This window comes from Lysinibacillus sp. NPDC047702, assembly GCF_050272555.1.
Taxonomy (GTDB): Bacteria; Bacillota; Bacilli; order Bacillales_A; family Planococcaceae; genus Lysinibacillus.
Window position 1 is genome coordinate 30,194 of sequence record NZ_JBNNMG010000036.1, and the last position, 20,599, is coordinate 50,792.

A 20,599-nucleotide genomic window follows, 5' to 3' on the forward strand; every position below is an offset into this window, starting at 1 on the left:
TTTAGCTATTTATTGATCTTCTTTTACCACAAAAACTTCCTTGCTTTCCACACCTGTAGCAGATACAGCCGTAATACCGTATGTGTAGCTACGCTTAGCAAGAGCTGTCTTGTCCATAAATTCAGTGATGCCATTCTTATTATAAACAACATCCACTATATTTTGAGGCTCATTATAAGAGCCTTCTTTGTTCCCTGCAAAACGATAAATGATATACTTGCGTGGTTGTGTTTCATTCTCGTCTATAATTTTAATCTTGCGACCATCTGCTTCCTTTGTCACTTGTACAATAGTCGGCTCACTTGGCACTGTGTCATCATTCCAAGGTGTATCTGGTGTCAGTGCTGTGTAATTATATAGTTGCTGATTAACAATCGTTGCATAGCCCAGTTTATTGTTTTGAATACTTCTTAAGGAGAAATGCATTTGCCCCTTGGCTGCTACCTGCTCTGAACGATTCGCCATAATTTGGCTAGGAAGCTCCATCTTATTTTTCCATGCCCCATCACTGTCATTCCCTACCTTATAGTCGGCAAGTCCAATATACAACTGAACAGGATGTGTCTGTGCATAGGTTTGTACCTCATGGCTCCACCAATCCAGTAGCGTACCATATTTGGCAACAGCTAATGTTCTTGACCAATAAATTTGTGGTGTAATGTAATCAATCGTGCCATTTTGAATCCATGTTCTGACATCTGCATATAAATCATCGTAATTATTGACACCAGCTCTCGTATCGCTTCCTGTTTTATCCAATGATTTATTGCGCCATACGCCAAATGGTGAAATACCATATTGAACATATGGCTTTGTTTCTTTAATGGCTGTGTAAAGATTTTCTACAAGCTGGTTAACATTATCTCGTCGCCAATCTTCCACATTTTTAAAGGAAGCACCATATTTTTTGTAAGCTGCTTGATCTGGAAAGGCTTCCTTGGCAATTTTATATGGATAAAAGTAATCATCCATATGGACAGCATCAATATCATAATTGGCAACTAGCTCTTTTACTGTTTCAACTAAATAGTTTTGCACTTCTGGTAAACCAGGATTTAAATAATATTGCTTGCCATATTGGACAACCCAGTTTGGATTTGTTCTTGCCACATTATTGGCAGAAAGGTCTGTTAGTTTTTGTCCCGGCATAGTTACACGATAAGGATTCATCCATGCATGCAGCTCCATACCTCGTTTATGTGCCTCCTCTACAATAATCGCAAGAGGATCGTAATCAGGATTTGTGCCTTGCTTTTTCCCTGTTATGTAGGACGACCATGGTGCTAGCTTAGACGCATACATTGCATCATTTGTTGGTCTTACTTGATAAATAACAGTATTCAATTTATTGGCTTTCAATTGATCCAATGTTTGGCGTGTCCAAGTCGTGTATTGCTCCTTAGTCATGCCTGCTTTCATATCAATATTTTGAACCGTTGAAATCCAGACAGCCCGCATTTCCCTTTTCGGCTGTGTCGTGCTTGCCATCGCTTTCTTTGTAGGGATTGTCGATAGGCATAACATAAAAATCATCGCGACTAAAGTGATAAGTTTCCATTTACTATTTTTCTTTCTCATATTTCCTCCATTTACTATTTTTCTATTTTAGTATATGATAAGTGCTCGCTATATGCACGTCTCCAAAGCTGCTTCACCCAATGATTGAAATGCGGTAGTGAATAATCCCCTTTAGCATGAATAAACAATCAATTTATTTACCTAGTAATATTGTCTATTGAATACATTTAGTACTAATACTTTTTCTTTCCGTTTTTAGATATATATTCTAAAAAAGTAGGATTATTATAGACCATCTCTCGTTGACCTTCATTTATTATTTTATCAAACACTCTAGTTAATTCCAACCAAAATATGTATATATTAAAATGCGAAAAACTGCCGAAAAAGCAGTAAATACTTGCTTTCTCGGCAGTTTTTTATTTGTCCATTATTCCCATCGCTCGATACATAAAAGCTACAAATTGAGCACGTGTGATGGATTCATCTGGTCTGAAATTCCCATTGTCTCCAAGTGCAATGCCGTGGTCTGCTAATATTGCAATATAGCTGTTTGCCCAATGTGTGGACGGCACATCTTTGAATGTACTTGTCGCATCTGATGTTAGGTTAAATACTTGCACAAGTACTTTTGCCATTTGTGCACGTGTGATATTGGTATCTGGCATAAACTGTCCATCCGTACCATCAAAAATACCTGCTTGATAGACTTTCATAATCGCATCATAATATAAATGGCTTGTTGGAACGTCACTAAAAGTCAGTGTGTTACGTGTTGGTATCAAAGCAAATGCGCGTGTAAACAATACTGCTACATGTTGGCGTTGAATCGGGTCATTTGGCTTAAATGTGCCATCTGGATAACCCTTGATTATACAACGCCCTGCGATTTCTTCAATCATCTCTCTTGCCCAAGATGTAGCGATATCTGTAAATTGAATCGAACATGCAGATGGTATTGGTGGTGCTGGCACAGGCTCGGTTATGTTTTCCGAATTTCTCTCCGGCTCAGTCGTATCTTCTACATTTTTAATCCACTTTGCATACAATGTGATATTTTCTCTGACAACATCCGTCGTAAAATCCCATTTATTTATAAAAGCTGCTTCCTTATACCAGCCGCCAAATACATAGCCTTCCTTCGTTGGTGTTGGTGGCTCTGCTACTTTGTTGTTATAGTCCTGCTTTTGAACGACTATCCCCATTCCTCCATTTACATTAAACGTTATATTATACGTATACTGTGTTTCTTCAATAGATGATTGTGATGATGATGGTGGTGGCTGAGAAGAATTCTTACTCCACTTTGCATACAGTGTCGTATTTGCCATCACTTTATCATTCGCAAAATCCCACTTTGTCTTGAAGTCCGCTTCTTTGTACCAACCAGCAAATATATGTCCTTCTTTTGTTGGCGATGTAGGCTCTGTTATTTTCTGTTGGTACGCAATAGCTTGATTCGCTACGGCTTTACCTCCGTCTGCATCAAAGGCTACTGTATATTCATTTAGTGTCCATTTTGCATATAGCATTGTATCTGTCGTTATTTCATCATTGTCAAAATCAAAATTTGTCTGGAAATTTTCATCTTTGTACCACCCCGAAAATGTATGCCCTGCCTTTGTTGGTGGTGCTGGCTCTGTTGCTTTTTGTTGATGTGCTATAGTTTGTTCTGCTACGGTTGTACCTCCATTTGCATCAAAGGCTACTGTATATTCATTTGGTGTCCATTTTGCATATAGCATTGTATCTACTGTTATTTCTTCATTGTCAAATTTCCACTTTGTCTGGAAATCTTCTTCCTTGTACCAACCCGCAAATATATGCCCTGTTTTTGTTGGCGGTGCTGGCTCTGTTACTTTTTGTTGGTGCACTATAGTTTGATCCGCTACGGTTGTACCGCCATTTGCATCAAAGGCTACTGTATATTCATTTGGTGTCCATTTTGCATATAGCGTTGTATCTGCCGTTACTTCATCATTGTCAAAATCCCATAAGTTATTACTAGCTGTATCCGCTTCTTTATGCCAGCCAACAAAGCTATTTCCCGTCTTTGTTGGAGGTAGAGGTACTGTTAACTTTCCATTAGGCACAATATTCTGCTTGTCTATCACTGTTCCGCCATCTGTGTTAAATGTAATTTTATAGGAATACTTCGCATAAATCGTCATTTCGTGGGGAACTGTATTATCCCAAGATATGATGAAATCTTGATCTATAAACCAGCCAAGGTAGTTAATAGAGCCCTGTTTCTGATAATCAAAAGCGCCAAACGCTATAGAGGGTACTATACCTTCAAATTCTACTTTGCTTAACTGATTATTAAAAAATGCATTGTTTCCAATTGATGTCACACTGCTAGGAATCGTTACATTATTTAACTGATTGTGCTGAAATGCTGAATTTCCAATTGACTTCAAATTACTTGGAATCGTTACATTTGTTAACTGATTGTACTGAAATGCTAATTTTCCAATTGACATCACATTGCTAGGAATTGTTACATTGCTTAATTGATTGTATTGAAATGCTGAATTTCCAATGGATGTCACGCTACTGGGAATCACTACATTGCTTAATTCATTCTTCTGAAATGTCTCTTCTCTAATCACCTTCACACCATCTGGAATTACAACACTCGCTAACTTGTTATCACGAAATGCTCCTTCTCCAATAGAATTCACGCTATTTGCAATATCCACATGGACTAACTCGTTATCAGCAAATGCATACGGTCCAATTGAAGTCACACTGTTAGGTATATCAACGCTTGTTAATTTATTAGCACCAAATGCAATGTCTCCGATCGTTATCACAGTATTTGGGATTGTCACACTTGCTAATTCTCTATTCCTAAATGCATTTTGTCCAATCGCTGTCACTGTTTTCCCACCCAATATTTTCGGGATGACAATATCCTCGGGAGCTGTACCTATATAACCTGTAATTGTTACACTCACACTATCAGGATTGTGAGTATAGGTAAATGGTGTCCACTCCGCGTAAATTGCCATTGACTGAGAGACAGTTCGATCCCAAGGTTCGGTAAAATCCTGATCTGTAAACCAACCAAGGAAGTCAATAGCTCCCGCTTGGTTGATGAAAGAGTTTACATCAATGGATGACACTGCCCCCTCAAATGTCACTTTTGTTAATTTATTCAAAGTAAACGCACCAATTTCAATTGAGGTTACACTATCGGGAATAGTCAAATTTGTTAAATAATTGGATTGAAATGCGTACATTTTAATTGAAGTTACACTGTTAGGGATATCCACACTTGTTAATTTATTATTAGTAAATGCTGTGTGCCCAATTGTCTCCACACCATATGGAATATCTACACTCTCTAACTCGTTGTCAGCAAATGCTGATGTTCCGATTAACGTTACACTACTTGGAATTTTCACATCCGTTAACTTGTTCTTAGAAAATGCATTATTGCCAATTTCCTTCACACCATTTGGGATTGTCACACTTGTTAACCCTTTCTGATAAAATGCTGCAGTCTCAATGGCAAAGGTTTCAGCCCCAATCACCGTCACAGACTTGCCACCTAACGTATCTGGAATATCAACATGCCCTCCTGCACCTGTATAACCTGTAATCGTCACCGTATTATCACCATTATCCTCATAACGAAAATAACCATCCGTTTGAGTCACAGCTTGAGCAGGTAGACTACTAAATGGTGATAAGAGTAAAAAAACTATCATTAGTAATAAACTACTTTTCCTCAAAAAAACACTCCTTTCTTAGAAATAGTTTTTTGGCGATATTATGCTATTTACTTTTATTTCTCTGTGAGAGCTATTACCATAGTCAAATCATCGCTTCAAAAAAAGGCTCATATGCCAATGAAAGAAAAATGAAAGAATCTAAAAAAGGCTAGGTACTCAACGTTATTGGAGTACCTAGCTCGAATATTTTCTATAAAGCATCTGCATGGCTATTGATGGTTGAAGATTAAACTCTTGCTGCATAATCTGTACATATTGTTGATAGTGATTGTGAAGGGCATACAAATCCCCCATTACTCCGTATATATTGAGCAAAAGCTGATTCGCCTCTTCGTCAAATACATCACGTTTCAGTGCTCTTTTAACTACTTCCAGAGCTTCTGACTGGCGTTCACAGGCCAATAGCCAGTCAGCAAGACGCTTAGCAAAAGAGGCGTACATTAAGGTTATACTCTCCTGTTCTAAGGCTGCCCATGAAAAAGACTGCCCCTCAAATAACTCACCCACAACTTGTTTCTCTAGCTCTACTGCAACAGGCTCATTATCATTGTTTATTTGAGTGAGCAGCCCTACACCTTGCTCAAATTGAATAAAATCCACATCCACATTACTTAGCTCTAGACGATATTTTTCCTGTCCTGAAATCATATTCTCCTTAAAGCCGTGTGTACTTAATGCTTTTCTAAGTTGATAAACTGCCGTATTCAAATAGATTTCAGCATTTTTCAAAGGCATATCTGGAAATATATCATCTATTACTTTCATTTTTCCAACACTTCTACCTCTATTTACGAGTAAATAGACAAAAAGCTCCTTACTTTTTTTGGATCTCCATTTCACTTCTCCCTGCTGAGTACTGCTAACTTCAAGACATCCGAAGGTTTGAACTTTGAGACGATTTAGTACCGGACTATTGACAGTAGAAGAACTGTGGCGTCTGTTAAATGCTCTCGTTATTGTTTGAGCCAATCTGCTTTTCGAAATGGGCTTCATCATATAATCCAGCGGATAAACATCATAGGCTTGTATCGCATAATCTGCGTGTGAAGTAGTAAAGACAATATCTAAATCCGTGTTAGCTGATCGCAAGTTACGAGCTAATTCTATGCCATTCTTATCTGCTATCTCAATATCCAAAAATGCAAGATCCACATCATGCTTACAAAGAAAGGTAAATGCCTCTTCCATTTGTTGAAAACTACCAACAAGTTCGATACCTTCTATGCTAGATAACATGCGCTTCATAGTTAGCAACATAATAGGCTCATCATCTACAATAAGAACCTTCACCGCTCTCTCCACCTCTCAAAGTAAAGTAAAATACACTTCCTTGCCCTACTACACTTTCTACCCACATGCTCTCTCCACTTAGCTGCACAAACTGCTTACTGACTAGCAAGCCAAGACCTGCCCCTTTTTCGCCTGCTGTACCCATTGACGAATACATCTGATTTTCATTAAATAGTCGTTCTATCTGCTCATTATCCATTCCAACGCCATTATCCCGAACAGATACAATCACCATTTCCCCAGAGTATTGAGCACCAACTTGTATAGTACCTCCTACTTGAGTAAACTTGATCGCATTAGACAATAAATTTCGAATAACGAGTAACACTACTTCTCGATCAGCACATACATAAGTATCCTTTACAATATTATTTGTTATATGTAAGCTCTTCACTCCGCTATGAATGGCTAATAACTGATGGCAATCTTCCACAATCTCTGATAGCTCCAATAATTGCGGGTATAACACAACGTCTTCTCGTTGACTGCGGAACCATTCTAGTAAATTGTTCGACATTCCAAGTGTATGCCGGATTTGCTCTCCAAGTTTTATGATAATTTCCTGATGTTCTGCGCCGAAACTGCCAAGGTCTTCCTCTAGCAGCTCTATTAACTGATATTGCATGGCTAACGGGCTACGTATATCATGTGATACCACGGTAAAAAGCTGGTCTTTGAGCTTATTAAGATGCGCGATTTTTTCCAAATGTCCCTGTTGCTCCGTGATATCAATGATCAGCGAGACACTACCTTGTCCTTGTTCACCTAGTGTACGTAATGGATAAACATTCACTCGGTATATTTTCTTTTCTTTATTCAGCCAAACATTGATATCTACACTACCTTGCTGTAGTGACTGCGATAAGCTATACCATTCTGGCCATTGTTTTAATAGTTGTGAAATCGGTTTATCGTAAAAAACGGAATAACCTAATTGTGCAAAAAACTGAACAGCCTTTTGATTTCCCTCAATAATTTTTCCAGAGGCATTCATAATGACAATGCATTCTGGGAAGCTATCAAACACAATATTTTTAGCAATAGGAATGATAGAAAAAAATTTGGTTCTTAAAATAATTAAAATAATAATCATACCTGTCATAGCACAAAAAACCGACAATGTTCCTAACCATGTCGACCATTGGGGTTGAGAAAATCGAATAATCTCAAAAATCAATGGGAGTGAGCACAACAGCAAAACCACTATTCCTGGTCTACGAAAATCATTACGAATCAACCATACATATCTAAATAGTAAATAGATACATACAGCTAGACTACTATAGCAAAAAATGTTAAAAACATTAGCATAAATAGTCCGAATCCTCATTAACCGACCATCGACTAACTCATTCGTATAGTAAACAATATGCAAATACGAATCGAACCATATTAACAATATCCAGATGATAAATATCGAAAAAAGTGGAATTTCCCATTGAATTTTTTTCACTTTCTGATGACTTATTAATCTGTAGACAAACAATATAAAAAACGGTACCATCATACAAAGTGATGTCTGTTGTATATTACGAAAAATAATCATTTCTGTTAATAAATAACTACTTTTTTCCAAAATGACACTACTGGCGAAAATTATTCGGCATACAACCAAGCCTATAAGATAAATAACCCCACGCACTTTCCTAAATCGATATAAGGTAAACAAAATAATCCCCATCATAATGATCGAAATCATCATTAAAATAAGTTCAATGCTAAAAATCATGAAGGAACCTCTCCTAAACTACTTTACCAAGAATGAATTCTATTAAATCAATTACGCTCCAACGTAATTGGCTCGTTCGAAAAGCTTCTATTCAAAATCCGTGAATTAGCCAGGGACTTAATCTTGATTCAGTAGGCATAGATAAAAAACCGCATTCACCACGTCTCTAAAGAGGTGAAAGTATTCTGTACCTTGCTGAATCAAAATAAAAGCATTAATTCACGTATTATTACTTTTTTATTCCAAGTTTATCAAATCGATATTACCCTTGCCATCTTTTTCTAAGTTTCTTCCCTTGCCCCATACAGCTTATATAGAAAAAAGAATTCTAGTAACTTCTTCAATTAAACAACAATTCCACTTTACTAACTAAATATGTATCACTTTGTCTCGCTATATTTTTTTCATCTTCTAAGACAATTTCAAGTCGTAAGAACTATTTTTTTATTGGATATATGGTAAATAATTGGACGGAATTTCATTTTATTTAATTACTTGCATGGTATTGCTAATGAAAGTATGCTATGGTATGATTTCCTTAACTTTTAAGAAATGGAGGTATTTCTAACGATGGCACAACGTTCCCAAAATTTGAACCGTTAATTAAATACGTTCAAAACTTTGCCTGCTGTGCAGAGTAAATGGGATTGGTCTGCCTTTTAGGAATATCTTTATTTTACGTTTATGTAAAAAAGAGGGCCTTTTTGACCCTCTTTTTTTGTTGTCTATAAATAGTGACTTGAACACCTATTGGCATCTGTTCTACATGGATATTGAATGGTCTTAATGTCCTTCAAGACACATGTAAGATTTCTTGCCCCTCAAATTAAGGCTGTTCATCATATATTCACACACTTCCCACTTACACTTAGCACAGGCAAAAACCTGTGTTTTTTTATCTTCACTTATTAAAAACACATACTTTGCAAGAAATTTATGAAGAAAGGAACTAATTTTTATGACACATTCAGATGTACAATCAATGGAACATTGGAAAAGGAATATTACCCTATTTTTAAGCAGTCAAACCATTTCACTTTTTGGTTCATCTCTCGTACAGTATGCCATTACTTGGTATATTACATTAACTACACAATCAGGTATGATGATGACGATTTCGATTATTTGTGGCTTCTTACCTACATTCTTCCTCTCACCTATTGCTGGTGTTTGGGCTGACCGTTACAATCGAAAATGGTTAATTATTTTAGCAGATGGCATGATCGCTCTTTCTACTCTTATTTTAGCAATTCTATTTTTAATGGGGCATGATTCACTATGGCTGCTCTTTGTTATTTCTGCCATTCGTGCTATTGGTGCAGGAATTCAAACACCAGCAGTAGGCGCCATACTGCCACAAATTGTCCCAGAAGATAAATTGATGAAGATTAACGGCACAAACAGCAGTATTCAAGCTTTTGTGATGATTATCTCTCCTATGGCTAGCGGGGCATTATTAACAAAAGCTTCGATAGAGTCTATTTTCTTTATTGACGTCATCACCGCTGCAATTGCTATTAGTACATTGCTTGTATTTTTACACATCCCAGCGCATACAAAGGCAGCTCAACAACAAACGACTGGCTATTTTGATGATATGAAAAAAGGCTTTAAATATATTAAAAACCACGACTTCCTAAAAAGCTTATTCATGTTCTTTGCATTTTTCATGATTTTAGCTGCACCTGCAGCATTTTTAACGCCTCTTCAAGTAACACGCAGCTTCGGCAATGATGTCTGGCGTTTAACAGCTATCGAAATTACCTTCGCGGTTGGTATGCTCATTGGTGGCATCTTTATGGTCTCATGGGGTGGTTTTAAAAATAAAGTACACACAATGACATTTGCAACTCTTTTGTTTGGTGTCTGTACCTTTGTTCTCGGTATTATTCCAGAGTTTTGGCTGTATCTAGTCTTTATGGGGATAACAGGCATGGCAATGCCTATCTTTAATACGCCCGCTACTGTTTTACTTCAAGAAAAAGTTGAAGGAGATTTTTTAGGAAGAGTATTCGGCGTACTTGGGATGATTTCTACCTCTATGATGCCATTAGGAATGCTTATCTTTGGTCCTATTGCTGATATATTCGCGATTGAATGGTTACTCATCGGTACAGGAATATTATTATTTATCCAAGGATTTTTCCTTCTTGGCAGTAAAGTTTTAATAGTAGCCGGCAAACCCACTTCCAAGCATAAGGATGTTTAACTATAGAATATTCAGCCACAGCTAAACGCCATCCATAAAAGAACAGGCTATGCTTCTTGTTTGATGTTAAGGCTATCTCTTTTTAACCAAAAATGAATAAAAAGTGAAAGGCAGAAACGTTGTTAAATCAACATTTCTGCCTTTTCAATTTCATGTGATTTTACTCCAAATGGGACCTATAAGACTGCCTCTTTTTGTCTATAACCATTTCTCGATACAATAAATTTTTTGTGCAGTAGCATCTAATCTTACTTTTTTCCCAATGGCAATTGGATGCATTGGATGTGTATGACAAATATCAACCTCCGCTAGAATAGGGATATTCGTTCCATCCAGTTGCTCAAGTAGTATCTCATATGGTTTGCGCATAGTTCCTAAATCATCGTAACATTCATGCTTACCTAAATTAATGCCACTTATTTGAAAACGGGAATATGCATTGACAGATGCAGGTGCTGAAGGTGAAAAAATACCGATATTAATAGGGCTGGTGTTATTTACTAAATTCATATCGTCTCTCTTTTTCATTTTATGGTTTAAAGTGCGTACTATTTTCTCTTATTCCCAATTAACAATGTGATTTGTGCCATGGTAAATGGTAATGAGGATTTCTTTCTATACGCAACATACTTTGGTACCCAAAAATCTGCATACTTTAATTTGAAGTTTTTTAATCCTTTAAAATGATAGAAGTGCTGTCCATGTAAAAATATTTGTGCAGCTATTTTCTCACTTAAAAAAGAATATCTGGACTGTCCGACATTTGATAAAGGCGACATTCCCATATTAAAGACACGATAGCCCTCTGCTTTTGCCCATTCAAATAATGATAAAAAAATGAAATCCATTGTCCCAGATGGTGATCCCGGCTTAAAACGCATAAGATCTACTGAAACTCTTTCGCCATTATCATACATTGGCATGATACTAGCAAAGCCAAACGTACCTTCTGCTCCGCGTAAAACCGCAATGTTAGAGGTGCTTAAATAGTGTTCATCAAAAAAACCAAGCGAAAAACCTTTCTCCGCTCTCCCCTGCAACCATTTTGTTGATACCTTTTGCAAATCTTTCATGACTTCCTGAGAATATGGCGGGCTTAGTATTTCCACTATATAATTTTCTCGTTCAAATTTATTTTTTATCGCTCGACTTCCCTTCATTTCTTTACCTGTGAATGTAAATTCCTCCAAGTCTACAAAGGCTTCCTCACCGAGCTTAAAAAAGCTATAGCCATACTCATGTAAAGCAGAAAAAATCTTATTGTTAATTTCATAAAAAACTGGTGTATAACCGTGTTTATCAGCCAATTCCAAAAACTCCTGGATAGCATATAAAAAATCAGATTCATTTCCTACTGGGTCTCCAAGGACTATAATCTTATCCGCATAGATTTGATAGGAGAATAAAACCGTACCTTTTTTATTCCAATGTACAAATTTATCATGCAAAAAAATTAAATGTGAATACTCGGTCCCTTTGTAGGTCATCAAATGATTTCTGATGGCACCCTCTTGCTCTTTAGACAAAAGCCTTATCATTTTCTTAGGTGCTCGGATAAAATAACCTATATAAAAAATAACAATGGCGATAAGAATGCCGATAATAGCACTATAAAAAAGGTCTTGATAATCGGTTATAATATAATCCTGAAGGGCACTAGGAAAATGAATTTTGGCAGAAGGTAAGTTTACATAACCAATCAACACATACATTGCTGTAATGATTGTCACTATTGCAAGATCAAGTATGGCGATTCCCCATGTCAAAACATAGCTTTCTCGATAAAATTGCTTTTTGGATACCATTAATAACGCTGCAACAATCATTAAGAAAATGGCTTCCTCATAATCCAGACCCTTAAAAATAGAAAACAACGCTGAACTACTTAGCACAACGATGGTAAGCTGGTATGCCCTCTTTACTTTATATTTTATCCCCCTACATAATCCTAAGAGTATAAAGCCTGCTGCCACCGTCATTTGATGAGAGACATTCATAATTGGTGAGGATAAAAACTCCTGGGCAATTTTTAGGCGACTTAAAATCCCAGGCATTGCAGCAGATAGCAATAAAATAATGCCAGATATAAACACCAATATTGTTAATAGCATGTGGCTAAGCTTCTGAAAAATTATATTGGGTAAATCATCCCAAGATTGATTCCAGCGAATCCAATATTCCTTAATAAATAAAAGAGAGGAAACCAAAAATGGTAGCACGAAGTAGCCAACACGGTACAAAATTAATAGAAAGAGCACTTTTTCATCTGCAATTCCAATACTTTGTGTTCCCCATAAAAAAACGAGATCAAATGAACCGACTCCACCAGGTATCATACTGACTATTCCTGCACTAGAGGCAATTAAAAAAATAGGAATTAACGCAGATAATTCTATTGGAATCTTTAAAATAAACGTTAATATCCAAATCACTAAAAATACAGCAAGCCACTCAGCTACTGAAGTTATCATTAACTGAAGTGATATATTTGGCTTTAAAGAACTTTCCTTTTTATAGCGAATAAAATGCATGGCCAAAAAAGCTGGTACATAAAGGCTAACAAGAATAACTGCAATCGATAACCAACGCTCTTCCTTTAGCAAAGGGAAATCCCAAAAGAATATATACATAATCCAGGTTAGCAGAGAAATCCCTGTTAAATAAAAAAGTGTTACCGTGGCAATATTTTTTAGCAAGCCTTCCTTATCCTCTTTATATTTGGAATAGAAGTAATTACGTAAAAATATACCGACTAGACCACCAAAGCCAATAAGATTTGAAAATGTATTTACGATAAATGAATGATTGAGCAAATTACGTTTATTGATGTTGATTCCTAATATTTTTGCTAATATAACATCATAAAAAATCATTGGTGTAATCGCAAAAAAGGTGATGAGAAAAATTAATAAAAGCTCCCATAGCTGTAGCTCATTCAGTTCTTTTCGCAGTAAATGAACATCGACACCACTCACTGATTGTTGAATTTCATAAATAGCTATCGCCAAAAGTACTATTGGAAATAAAATCTTCAAAAATTTCAATAGTCCCTCTTTTCGAACATTAAACATATGCCAAACCTACTCCCCATAAGCTTTCTTAAATCTTTAAATTACCTGCACTAGAAATTAGCTCTATTTTTAAAGGTAAATGACTATTTCCCTATTGTAACGTATTCTCTGCTATATGTATCGTCAAAGCTAGGAACTACTATTCACGCTAAATTGAACAATTTTACCATAGTGCTCAACTTATACCTTGGGGATTTCCTACCTTATAGCCAAAAGAAAAAGATCATTTTCATTCATCTATATTATAGAGAAGTAAAAATGACCATATTTAATACGGACAAAAGTTATAAAATTTTCCCTAATTCATAAACAGCTTGTTCATGTCCAAATCTTTCTAATACCTGTACCTTGTGCATCCCTACTTTTTCAAGTAAACGACAGGATGCGATGTTAGCTGTTTGTGTTTCTGCTACTAAATGCGTTAAATTCAGAATATTCAATCCGTAATTTATAACATCTGTTAGTACTTCATATGCATATCCTTGCCCCCAATACTGTGGTAAAAATTGATATGAAAGCTCATATGCGTCTTTGTCATGATATTCATCTATGGAGACAAGCCCTATGAATTCATCCGTTGTCCTTAACGAAATATAAAAATATGTATTGGGAAATGGGGCTTCTAGCATTCCTCTAAATGAAGCTTCGATGTAGCTTTCTTTTGGGACTCCTCCCAGATAGACTCTGACATTTACATTTGAATAGAGTGCATTTATCGCATAGTAGTGCTCAAGCTTTAAATGCTCAATTGTACAGTTTTCTGTCAACCTTTTCATTTCATAAACTCCCTTGTTTTTACCAAAGTTTAATACAACCATTAAAGGGAAATCAATTAATATTTAACAAAATATAGGCTGATAAGGTAATTTATTTCTTTTAAATATAATATCGATGAATTGGACGTCCTACGCTTCCATATTGTATATCTACTTTTAATAGATTTTGCTTTTCTAAAAAGTCTAAATAGCGTCTAGCTGTAACACGTGCTGTACCTATATAAGTAGATACCTCCTCCGCAGATACTGCTCCGCCGCTTTCTTGAATATATGCAAGCACCTTATCTAAGGTAGCTCGATTAAACCCTTTTGGCAGTTCTTCTATAATAATTGTATCCATTCCTGTTGAAACTGCAACTTGCTCGGGAAGACGTTGTTGCATTAAATGATCGACATCATGTTGGGTTAAATCCTGCATGCCGCTTATTTTGTTTCTGTAGTTTTGATAATTTTTTAAAGTCTGCTCAATTCTCTCAAAGGTAAAAGGCTTCATAATATAATCATAGACACCTAAGTGTAAAATACGCTGCACAGTGGGCATATCGTTCGCAGCGGTGACAGCGATTACATCAACAGGAAGATGCTCCTCTCGAATTTTCCCTAACGTAATAATGCCGTCTTGCTCTGGCATAAAAATATCCATAAAGATAAGCTCTGGGGTTAATTGCCTAATCTTTTGAATTCCCTCAATACCATTGCTAGCATAGCCGATTAATGAAAAACCCTTGATTTGCTCAATAAATTGCCTGTTCACTTCTCGTACCATTGGATCATCTTCAATTAGTAAGACATTTATTACATCCATCTATTCTTCTCCTAACTCAAATAAGATTAAGAAACTTGTTCCTTTCATAAATTCACTCACTACTTCAATTTCTCCATTACCTTTTCTTACAATTTCATGGATTAAATGCAAGCCAATGCCTCGATTTTCACTAGCCTTTGTCGAAAATCCATTTTCAAACATACGAGCCTGTACCTCTTTGGCCATTCCAATACCATTATCAGAAACTGCTATCGCTAATACACCATCATGCTCATCTACAGAGATAGCGACATATTTATCATCTTTTGAAAGGACATTTAAAGCCTCAAAGGCATTTTCTATTAAATTTCCGAGTAAAACAACAAAATCATGATGATCTAATAGAGGCGGAAAACGTTTAAAATGACTTTTTCGATCAATCTCAACTTCAATTCCTAGTTCTTTGCCATAGCTTACTTTACTCAATAATAAACCTGAAATATTTTCATTATGAAAGCGTTCATTCAAAAACTTTGTTAAAGAAGCTTCATTTTCAGTAGTGGCTGTAACGTATTCAAGTGCTTGCTTTGTATGTCCCAATTGCAGAAGTCCTGCAATCGTATGAAGTTTATTTTTATGCTCATGGGTTTGTACACGTAGTGCTTGAACAAAGGCTTTTACACCTGTGACTTCTTCCGCAAGCTTTTTTACGGCTGTTAAATCCTTAAACATGGCAACTGCACCAACTAGCTCATTATTCACAATAATTGGTACACGATTGCTTAAAATACTATGATGATTAATGTAAAGCTCTTGATCATAAACAGGTGTTGCAGTTTCAACAATTTCAGGCAGACGGGTATCAGGCAAAACATCATAAATCTTTTGACCAATACAGTCCTCTATATTCCTAGTCACGCCTAATATGTCAGCCGCTTTTTCATTAAAAATGGTAATATTCATTTCCTTATCAACCGCTATTATTCCCTCATGCATTGCATTAAAGGTTTCTGTTCTTTCCACATACATCTTGGCAATTTCATGAGGTTCAAGTCCAAACATTTGTTTTTTAATATGTCGTCCAAGTGTATATGCACCCAAAATACTGAAAATCAGCGATATAACAATTGTTATAACAATTTCTCGCTCATAACTTTGCAACATTTCTAGCAATATTGGTAGTGAATAGCCAACTACTACTATGCCTACCTGTTCTTTTTTGTCATTAATAATCGGAACAAAAGCACGTATCATGACACCTGATTCTCCACGTGCTTTCGATACATAATAATGCTCACTAAATGCTGCATTCAGATCCTGCGACTCACTTCGTCGTCCTAATTCCTTACTTACTGGATGGGATAGTTTAATACGCTCCATATTCATCACAACAATATACTCTGCCTTATTAATCACCCTAATACCATCTACAATTTTATTGATATTTTTTGCGGCTTCTTTCATATTGTCATTTTTCAAATGTACACTCAGCTCTGGTACATTTGATACAGTTCGTGCTACAAGCATTGCACGCTGACCAAAATCTTTTTCTTGCTCAGATAATAAGTTACCGAGTACAAAAATACCACCTAGTAAAAAGGAGAGTGCAATGATTAAAAATGTCACTAACAGTATCTTGCCGTTTACAGGCATTTTCATCATTAAAAATTCCTTCCCTTCAAATCTGCATTCTCATAAACAGTAGCACACCATATTGATGATATGTTTTTAAGATTATCTGCAAAAAATTCTTTTGACAACTCCTTTAGTCGACATAAGTAGGAGAAAATATTGAACTTAATGAACAAAATTACAAGTAATTGATATAAAACAAATTTTTTTATCACTTTATATTTTTGTATTATAACAATAATTAATTAACAATAGCGTACCATAACAGTGAAAGATATTGAAAACACTACATTTAAATGTGAATGTAAACGAATGTACTTAATGAACGATATGTTTCTTATTTTCTAAACCTCTTTTTTTAAAAAGTATTCGCTATGATATTTCTAGTGAAAACGATATCAAAAAGAAAATTTAGAAAAGAGGTAGCATAAAATGAAATTACTGAAAAATTTGACTGTTCAGGTTATAGTGGCTATCATCCTTGGGATAATTGTTGGAGCAATTTTCCCTGAGTTTGGTGCCAGCTTAAAAATCCTAGCAGATCTATTCATTAAGTTAATTAAGATGTTAATTGCCCCTATTATCTTCTTAACAGTGGTTATTGGAATCGGTAGTATGGGAGATATGAAAAAGGTTGGGAAAATTGGGGGTAAGGCATTACTTTACTTCGAAATAGTATCCACAATTGCCCTAGCAATAGGAATTGCTGTTGCTTTAATCGTTAGTCCTGGTACAGGTTTGGATACATCAGGTGCATCTGAAGCCGATATTTCCAAATATACAACCGCTGCGGCTGAAACTGAGCAAGGCTTGGGTGCATTCATTTCTAGTATTATTCCAGAAAATGTTGTAGGTGCACTAGCAACTGGTCAATTATTACCTGTTCTATTCTCTGCAATTTTATTTGGCTTAGCCGCTGCCTCAATTGGAGCACCTGCAAAACCAGTAATCACCTTCTTTGAGCAGGTGGCAGAGATATTCTTCAAAATTGTAAGTATGGTTATGAAAATATCCCCAATCGGAGCTTTTGGTGCGATGGCCTATACGATTGGAAATTTCGGTTTAAAATCATTAGGTAATCTAGGTCTATTAATGGCCGCAGTGTATATTACAATGTTTTTATTTGTTGTATTTGTTTTAGGTGCCATTGCAAAATTCTTTGGATTTAATATCTTTAAATTTATCGCATACATCAAAGATGAGATTTTCTTAGTAATCGGTACATCCTCCTCTGAATCAGCTTTACCGTCTATGATGCGAAAGCTTGAAAATTTCGGTTGCTCGAAGCAGGTTGTAGGTTTAGTCGTTCCTACTGGATACTCCTTTAATCTTGATGGGACTTCCATCTACCTATCAATGGCTGCATTGTTTATTGCACAAGCATATGGAATGGACCTCACTTGGATTCAAATCATTACACTACTTGGAATTTTAATGATTACTTCTAAGGGTGCAGCGGGTGTAACAGGTTCAGGTTTTATCACATTAGCAGCGACTTTAGCTGCCTTCCCAATGATTCCAGTGGAAGGAATAGCACTTTTAATCGGTGTTGATCGCTTTATGTCTGAGGCTCGTGCTGTAACAAACTTAATTGGTAATGGTGTAGCCTGTGTGGTAGTGTCAAAATCTGAAAAAGAGTTTGATACTGCTATGCAAGAACGTGCACTTCAAGGAAAAGCCACTATTGTATCCTAAGAAAAAAGGGTAGTGATGACAGCCAATGCTGATTCACTACCCTCTTAATTTTCCATATTGTTCAAGTAAAAGCTGCGTACTTGTGGATTGCTCAAGTGCTTTCCGCTCGTTTGCCCAATATATTAAATATTGCTGATCGCCCACATGAAAAACCATTTGCTTGAGTTCTTCGCTTAGCTCAGAGCTAATGGCTACCTTTAGAATGTCTACCTCATATAAGGTTTTATCTTTTATGTTGTAAACAATCCGATAGGCTGGTTCCTCTTCAAAGATGGCTCTTTCTTTTTTGCTCAAATTCCTAACATGACTTAGCGGATATTTTTCACGATTGGTTGTTGCGTCCTCACCTGTTAAGCGAATGATCGATTGCTCTCCTTTAAAAAGCTCGATGCTATCAATTTGTGATGCTTGATCCAAAATCGCTGAGATGGCTGCTTCCTTATTTTTTTCTCGAAACTGCATGGTAAACGCAACAGTTAGTATAATTGCTGCTAAAATGACTAATCTCCATCTACGTTTGTTCATTGGACACTACCCATTCAATGCCTTTTTCACAAAGCGGTTAATGTCTACATCAGCCCCAATGACAAGCATAATATCCCCTAGTAAAATTTTGTCACTAGCTTGTGGTGAGACGATTATATCAGGGCCACGCTTGATGCCAACAATGTTAATACCATATTTAGCACGAATATCCAAATCCATAATGGAGTAGCCTGCAATTGCATCATTTGCCTTTAACTCCATAATTGAGTGTTCATCTGAAAGCTCCAAATAATCAAGAACTGTATTGGATAGCATATTATTGGCAATCCGTATCCCCATATCACGCTCAGGGTGAACAACAAAATCAGCACCAATTTTGCGTAGTACCTTTTCATGATAGTCATTTTGAGCCTTGACTGTAATTTGTTGAACACCAATTTCCTTTAAAATAATAGTTGTTAAAATACTTGCCTGGATATCTTCACCAATTGCAACGATTACATGCTCAAAATTACGAATACCTAATGAATTTAGGACCGATTCATCTGTCGAATCCGCGATAACAGCCTGAGTGGCAATGGAAGCAAATTCATCTACACGCTCCGAAGAATGATCAATTGCCATAACCTGTGCACCCTGACTCATTAACTCGCGAACAATACTTCCCCCAAAACGTCCAAGCCCAATAACAGCAAACTCTTTTTTCATCATAAAAAAATCCCTCCGAAAACTACTATATCATTATTGTAACGTATTCTTGGTTATATGTATCGTCAAAGAAAGATTCAATTCGTCATTAGGGGAGGGGGTTGGTTGAAAGCGTTAAAATATAATTCTTGTTTTAATTAATTTTCGCTCAAGGGTACTGCACTTATTGCTCTGTTGCATGTCTTTTTTGCTCAGGTAGGTGCTCTTTTTGATCAGTATCAGCACTTTTTCGCTCTTATCTACACTCTTTTTGATCAGCTTCGGCTATTTTTCGCTCAGGCCTATACTCTTTTTGATCCGCTCCAGCACTTTTCCGCTCTGGCCTACACTCTTTTTGATCAGCTTCCGCTATTTTTCGCTCTGCCCTACACTCTTTTTGATCAGCTTCGGCTATTTTTCGCTCTGGCCTATACTCTTTTTGATCCGCTCCAGCACTTTTCCGCTCTGGCCTACACTCTTTTTGATCGGCTTCGGCTATTTTTCGCTCTGCCCTACACTCTTTTTGATCAGCTTCCGCTATTTTTCGCTCAGACCTACACTCTTTTTGATCAGCTCCAGCACTTTTCCGCTCTGGTCAACACTCTTTTTGATCCGCTCCAGCTTTTTTCCGCTCTGATCTACACTTTTTTTGATCCGCTCCAGCACTTTTCCGTTCTGCTCAACCCTCTTTTTGATCAGCATTAGCATTTTTTCTCTCTATTCAACCCGCTTTCTGATCTGCCCATCACCTTTCCAATCAGGCCGCTCCTTTTTGCTTAGCTTCAACCCTTTTCCAATCAAATTACAAACTAATTTATGTCCAATAATCCCTTACCACTTATTTTCTTCGCAAAAAATGCAAAAAAAGACGAGAATTTAAATTATTCTCGTCTTTTCATAGTGTTGAAAAACTAAATGGTTAAGGGACTCTTTGTGAACACTCCTAAGTCAAATGAAGGTGATCTCCGTTCCAGGCTACTCGCTTTCCTGTGGGCGAGCGACGAGCCGCTTCCTGCGCTGA

The 20,599-nt window shown here is 36.5% G+C and carries 14 protein-coding genes; 3 read left to right on the forward strand and 11 right to left on the reverse strand.

Annotation, left to right across the window (positions count from 1 at the left end; all coding sequences use genetic code 11):
* Window positions 1–9 precede the first annotated feature (9 nt).
* The 4 genes from ACQKIM_RS16730 to ACQKIM_RS16745 form a co-directional block, all read right to left on the reverse strand.
* Window positions 10–1,578, reverse strand: coding sequence for a glycoside hydrolase family 10 protein (locus tag ACQKIM_RS16730; protein ID WP_427545899.1), 1,569 nt, complete (start codon window positions 1,576–1,578; stop codon window positions 10–12).
* A 359-nt stretch (window positions 1,579–1,937) separates the two neighbouring features.
* Window positions 1,938–5,258, reverse strand: a complete 3,321-nt coding sequence (locus ACQKIM_RS16735; RefSeq protein WP_427545901.1) for an InlB B-repeat-containing protein — start codon at window positions 5,256–5,258, stop codon at window positions 1,938–1,940.
* A gap of 174 nt (window positions 5,259–5,432) precedes the next feature.
* Entirely contained in the window at window positions 5,433–6,548 is a 1,116-nt protein-coding gene (locus tag ACQKIM_RS16740) for a response regulator (protein ID WP_427545903.1), read from the reverse strand.
* On the reverse strand, window positions 6,526–8,277 hold the full coding sequence (locus ACQKIM_RS16745; protein ID WP_427545905.1) for an ATP-binding protein: 1,752 nt from the start codon (window positions 8,275–8,277) through the stop codon (window positions 6,526–6,528). Before ACQKIM_RS16745 ends, ACQKIM_RS16740 begins: the two co-directional genes overlap by 23 nt.
* Before the next feature lie 982 nt (window positions 8,278–9,259).
* Here ACQKIM_RS16745 and ACQKIM_RS16750 point away from each other — a divergent pair.
* A complete protein-coding gene (locus ACQKIM_RS16750; protein WP_427545923.1) occupies window positions 9,260–10,486 on the forward strand; it encodes an MFS transporter in 1,227 nt (408 codons plus the stop codon).
* 198 nt (window positions 10,487–10,684) lie between these two features.
* On the opposite strand, the gene ACQKIM_RS16755 is transcribed toward ACQKIM_RS16750, so the two are convergent.
* The 5 genes from ACQKIM_RS16755 to ACQKIM_RS16775 all read right to left on the reverse strand — a co-directional run bounded on the left by ACQKIM_RS16755 (window position 10,685) and on the right by ACQKIM_RS16775 (window position 16,740).
* Window positions 10,685–10,996 carry a hypothetical protein gene (locus ACQKIM_RS16755; protein ID WP_427545907.1) on the reverse strand — a complete coding sequence of 104 codons (312 nt, stop codon included), beginning with the start codon at window positions 10,994–10,996 and terminating at the stop codon, window positions 10,685–10,687.
* 38 nt (window positions 10,997–11,034) lie between these two features.
* Window positions 11,035–13,557 carry a bifunctional lysylphosphatidylglycerol flippase/synthetase MprF gene (gene mprF, locus ACQKIM_RS16760; RefSeq protein ID WP_427545909.1) on the reverse strand — a complete coding sequence of 841 codons (2,523 nt, stop codon included), beginning with the start codon at window positions 13,555–13,557 and terminating at the stop codon, window positions 11,035–11,037.
* 284 nt (window positions 13,558–13,841) lie between these two features.
* On the reverse strand, window positions 13,842–14,333 hold the full coding sequence (locus ACQKIM_RS16765; protein WP_427545911.1) for a GNAT family N-acetyltransferase: 492 nt from the start codon (window positions 14,331–14,333) through the stop codon (window positions 13,842–13,844).
* A 100-nt stretch (window positions 14,334–14,433) separates the two neighbouring features.
* Window positions 14,434–15,138, reverse strand: a complete 705-nt coding sequence (locus tag ACQKIM_RS16770) for a response regulator (protein WP_427545913.1) — start codon at window positions 15,136–15,138, stop codon at window positions 14,434–14,436.
* On the reverse strand, window positions 15,139–16,740 hold the full coding sequence (locus tag ACQKIM_RS16775; RefSeq protein WP_427545915.1) for an ATP-binding protein: 1,602 nt from the start codon (window positions 16,738–16,740) through the stop codon (window positions 15,139–15,141).
* Window positions 16,741–17,142: 402 nt separating this feature from the next.
* On the opposite strand from ACQKIM_RS16775, the gene ACQKIM_RS16780 reads away from it, so the two are divergent.
* A complete protein-coding gene (locus ACQKIM_RS16780) occupies window positions 17,143–18,405 on the forward strand; it encodes a dicarboxylate/amino acid:cation symporter (protein WP_427545917.1) in 1,263 nt (420 codons plus the stop codon).
* A gap of 36 nt (window positions 18,406–18,441) precedes the next feature.
* Here the strand turns inward: ACQKIM_RS16780 and ACQKIM_RS16785 are convergent, their stop codons facing one another.
* Window positions 18,442–18,930, reverse strand: coding sequence for a hypothetical protein (locus tag ACQKIM_RS16785; RefSeq protein WP_427545919.1), 489 nt, complete (start codon window positions 18,928–18,930; stop codon window positions 18,442–18,444).
* Between the two features lie 6 nt (window positions 18,931–18,936).
* Window positions 18,937–19,599: a potassium channel family protein gene (locus ACQKIM_RS16790; RefSeq protein WP_054770830.1), complete on the reverse strand. Its 663-nt coding sequence runs from the start codon at window positions 19,597–19,599 to the stop codon at window positions 18,937–18,939.
* 174 nt (window positions 19,600–19,773) lie between these two features.
* On the opposite strand from ACQKIM_RS16790, the gene ACQKIM_RS16795 reads away from it, so the two are divergent.
* Window positions 19,774–20,283 (forward strand): hypothetical protein, encoded by a 510-nt coding sequence (locus ACQKIM_RS16795; RefSeq protein WP_427545921.1) that lies wholly within the window; start codon window positions 19,774–19,776, stop codon window positions 20,281–20,283.
* Window positions 20,284–20,599: the final 316 nt, after the last annotated feature.

Coding starts and splice junctions, on each gene's coding strand:
- ACQKIM_RS16785 (WP_427545919.1), bottom strand. CDS start 18,930: ATGAACAAACGTAGATGGAGATTAGTCATTTTAGCAGCAATTATACTA.
- ACQKIM_RS16765 (WP_427545911.1), bottom strand. CDS start 14,333: ATGAAAAGGTTGACAGAAAACTGTACAATTGAGCATTTAAAGCTTGAG.
- ACQKIM_RS16750 (WP_427545923.1), top strand. CDS start 9,260: ATGGAACATTGGAAAAGGAATATTACCCTATTTTTAAGCAGTCAAACC.
- ACQKIM_RS16790 (WP_054770830.1), bottom strand. CDS start 19,599: ATGAAAAAAGAGTTTGCTGTTATTGGGCTTGGACGTTTTGGGGGAAGT.
- ACQKIM_RS16775 (WP_427545915.1), bottom strand. CDS start 16,740: ATGATGAAAATGCCTGTAAACGGCAAGATACTGTTAGTGACATTTTTA.
- ACQKIM_RS16780 (WP_427545917.1), top strand. CDS start 17,143: ATGAAATTACTGAAAAATTTGACTGTTCAGGTTATAGTGGCTATCATC.
- ACQKIM_RS16770 (WP_427545913.1), bottom strand. CDS start 15,138: ATGGATGTAATAAATGTCTTACTAATTGAAGATGATCCAATGGTACGA.
- ACQKIM_RS16730 (WP_427545899.1), bottom strand. CDS start 1,578: ATGAGAAAGAAAAATAGTAAATGGAAACTTATCACTTTAGTCGCGATG.
- ACQKIM_RS16755 (WP_427545907.1), bottom strand. CDS start 10,996: ATGAATTTAGTAAATAACACCAGCCCTATTAATATCGGTATTTTTTCA.
- mprF (WP_427545909.1), bottom strand. CDS start 13,557: ATGTTTAATGTTCGAAAAGAGGGACTATTGAAATTTTTGAAGATTTTA.
- ACQKIM_RS16745 (WP_427545905.1), bottom strand. CDS start 8,277: ATGATTTTTAGCATTGAACTTATTTTAATGATGATTTCGATCATTATG.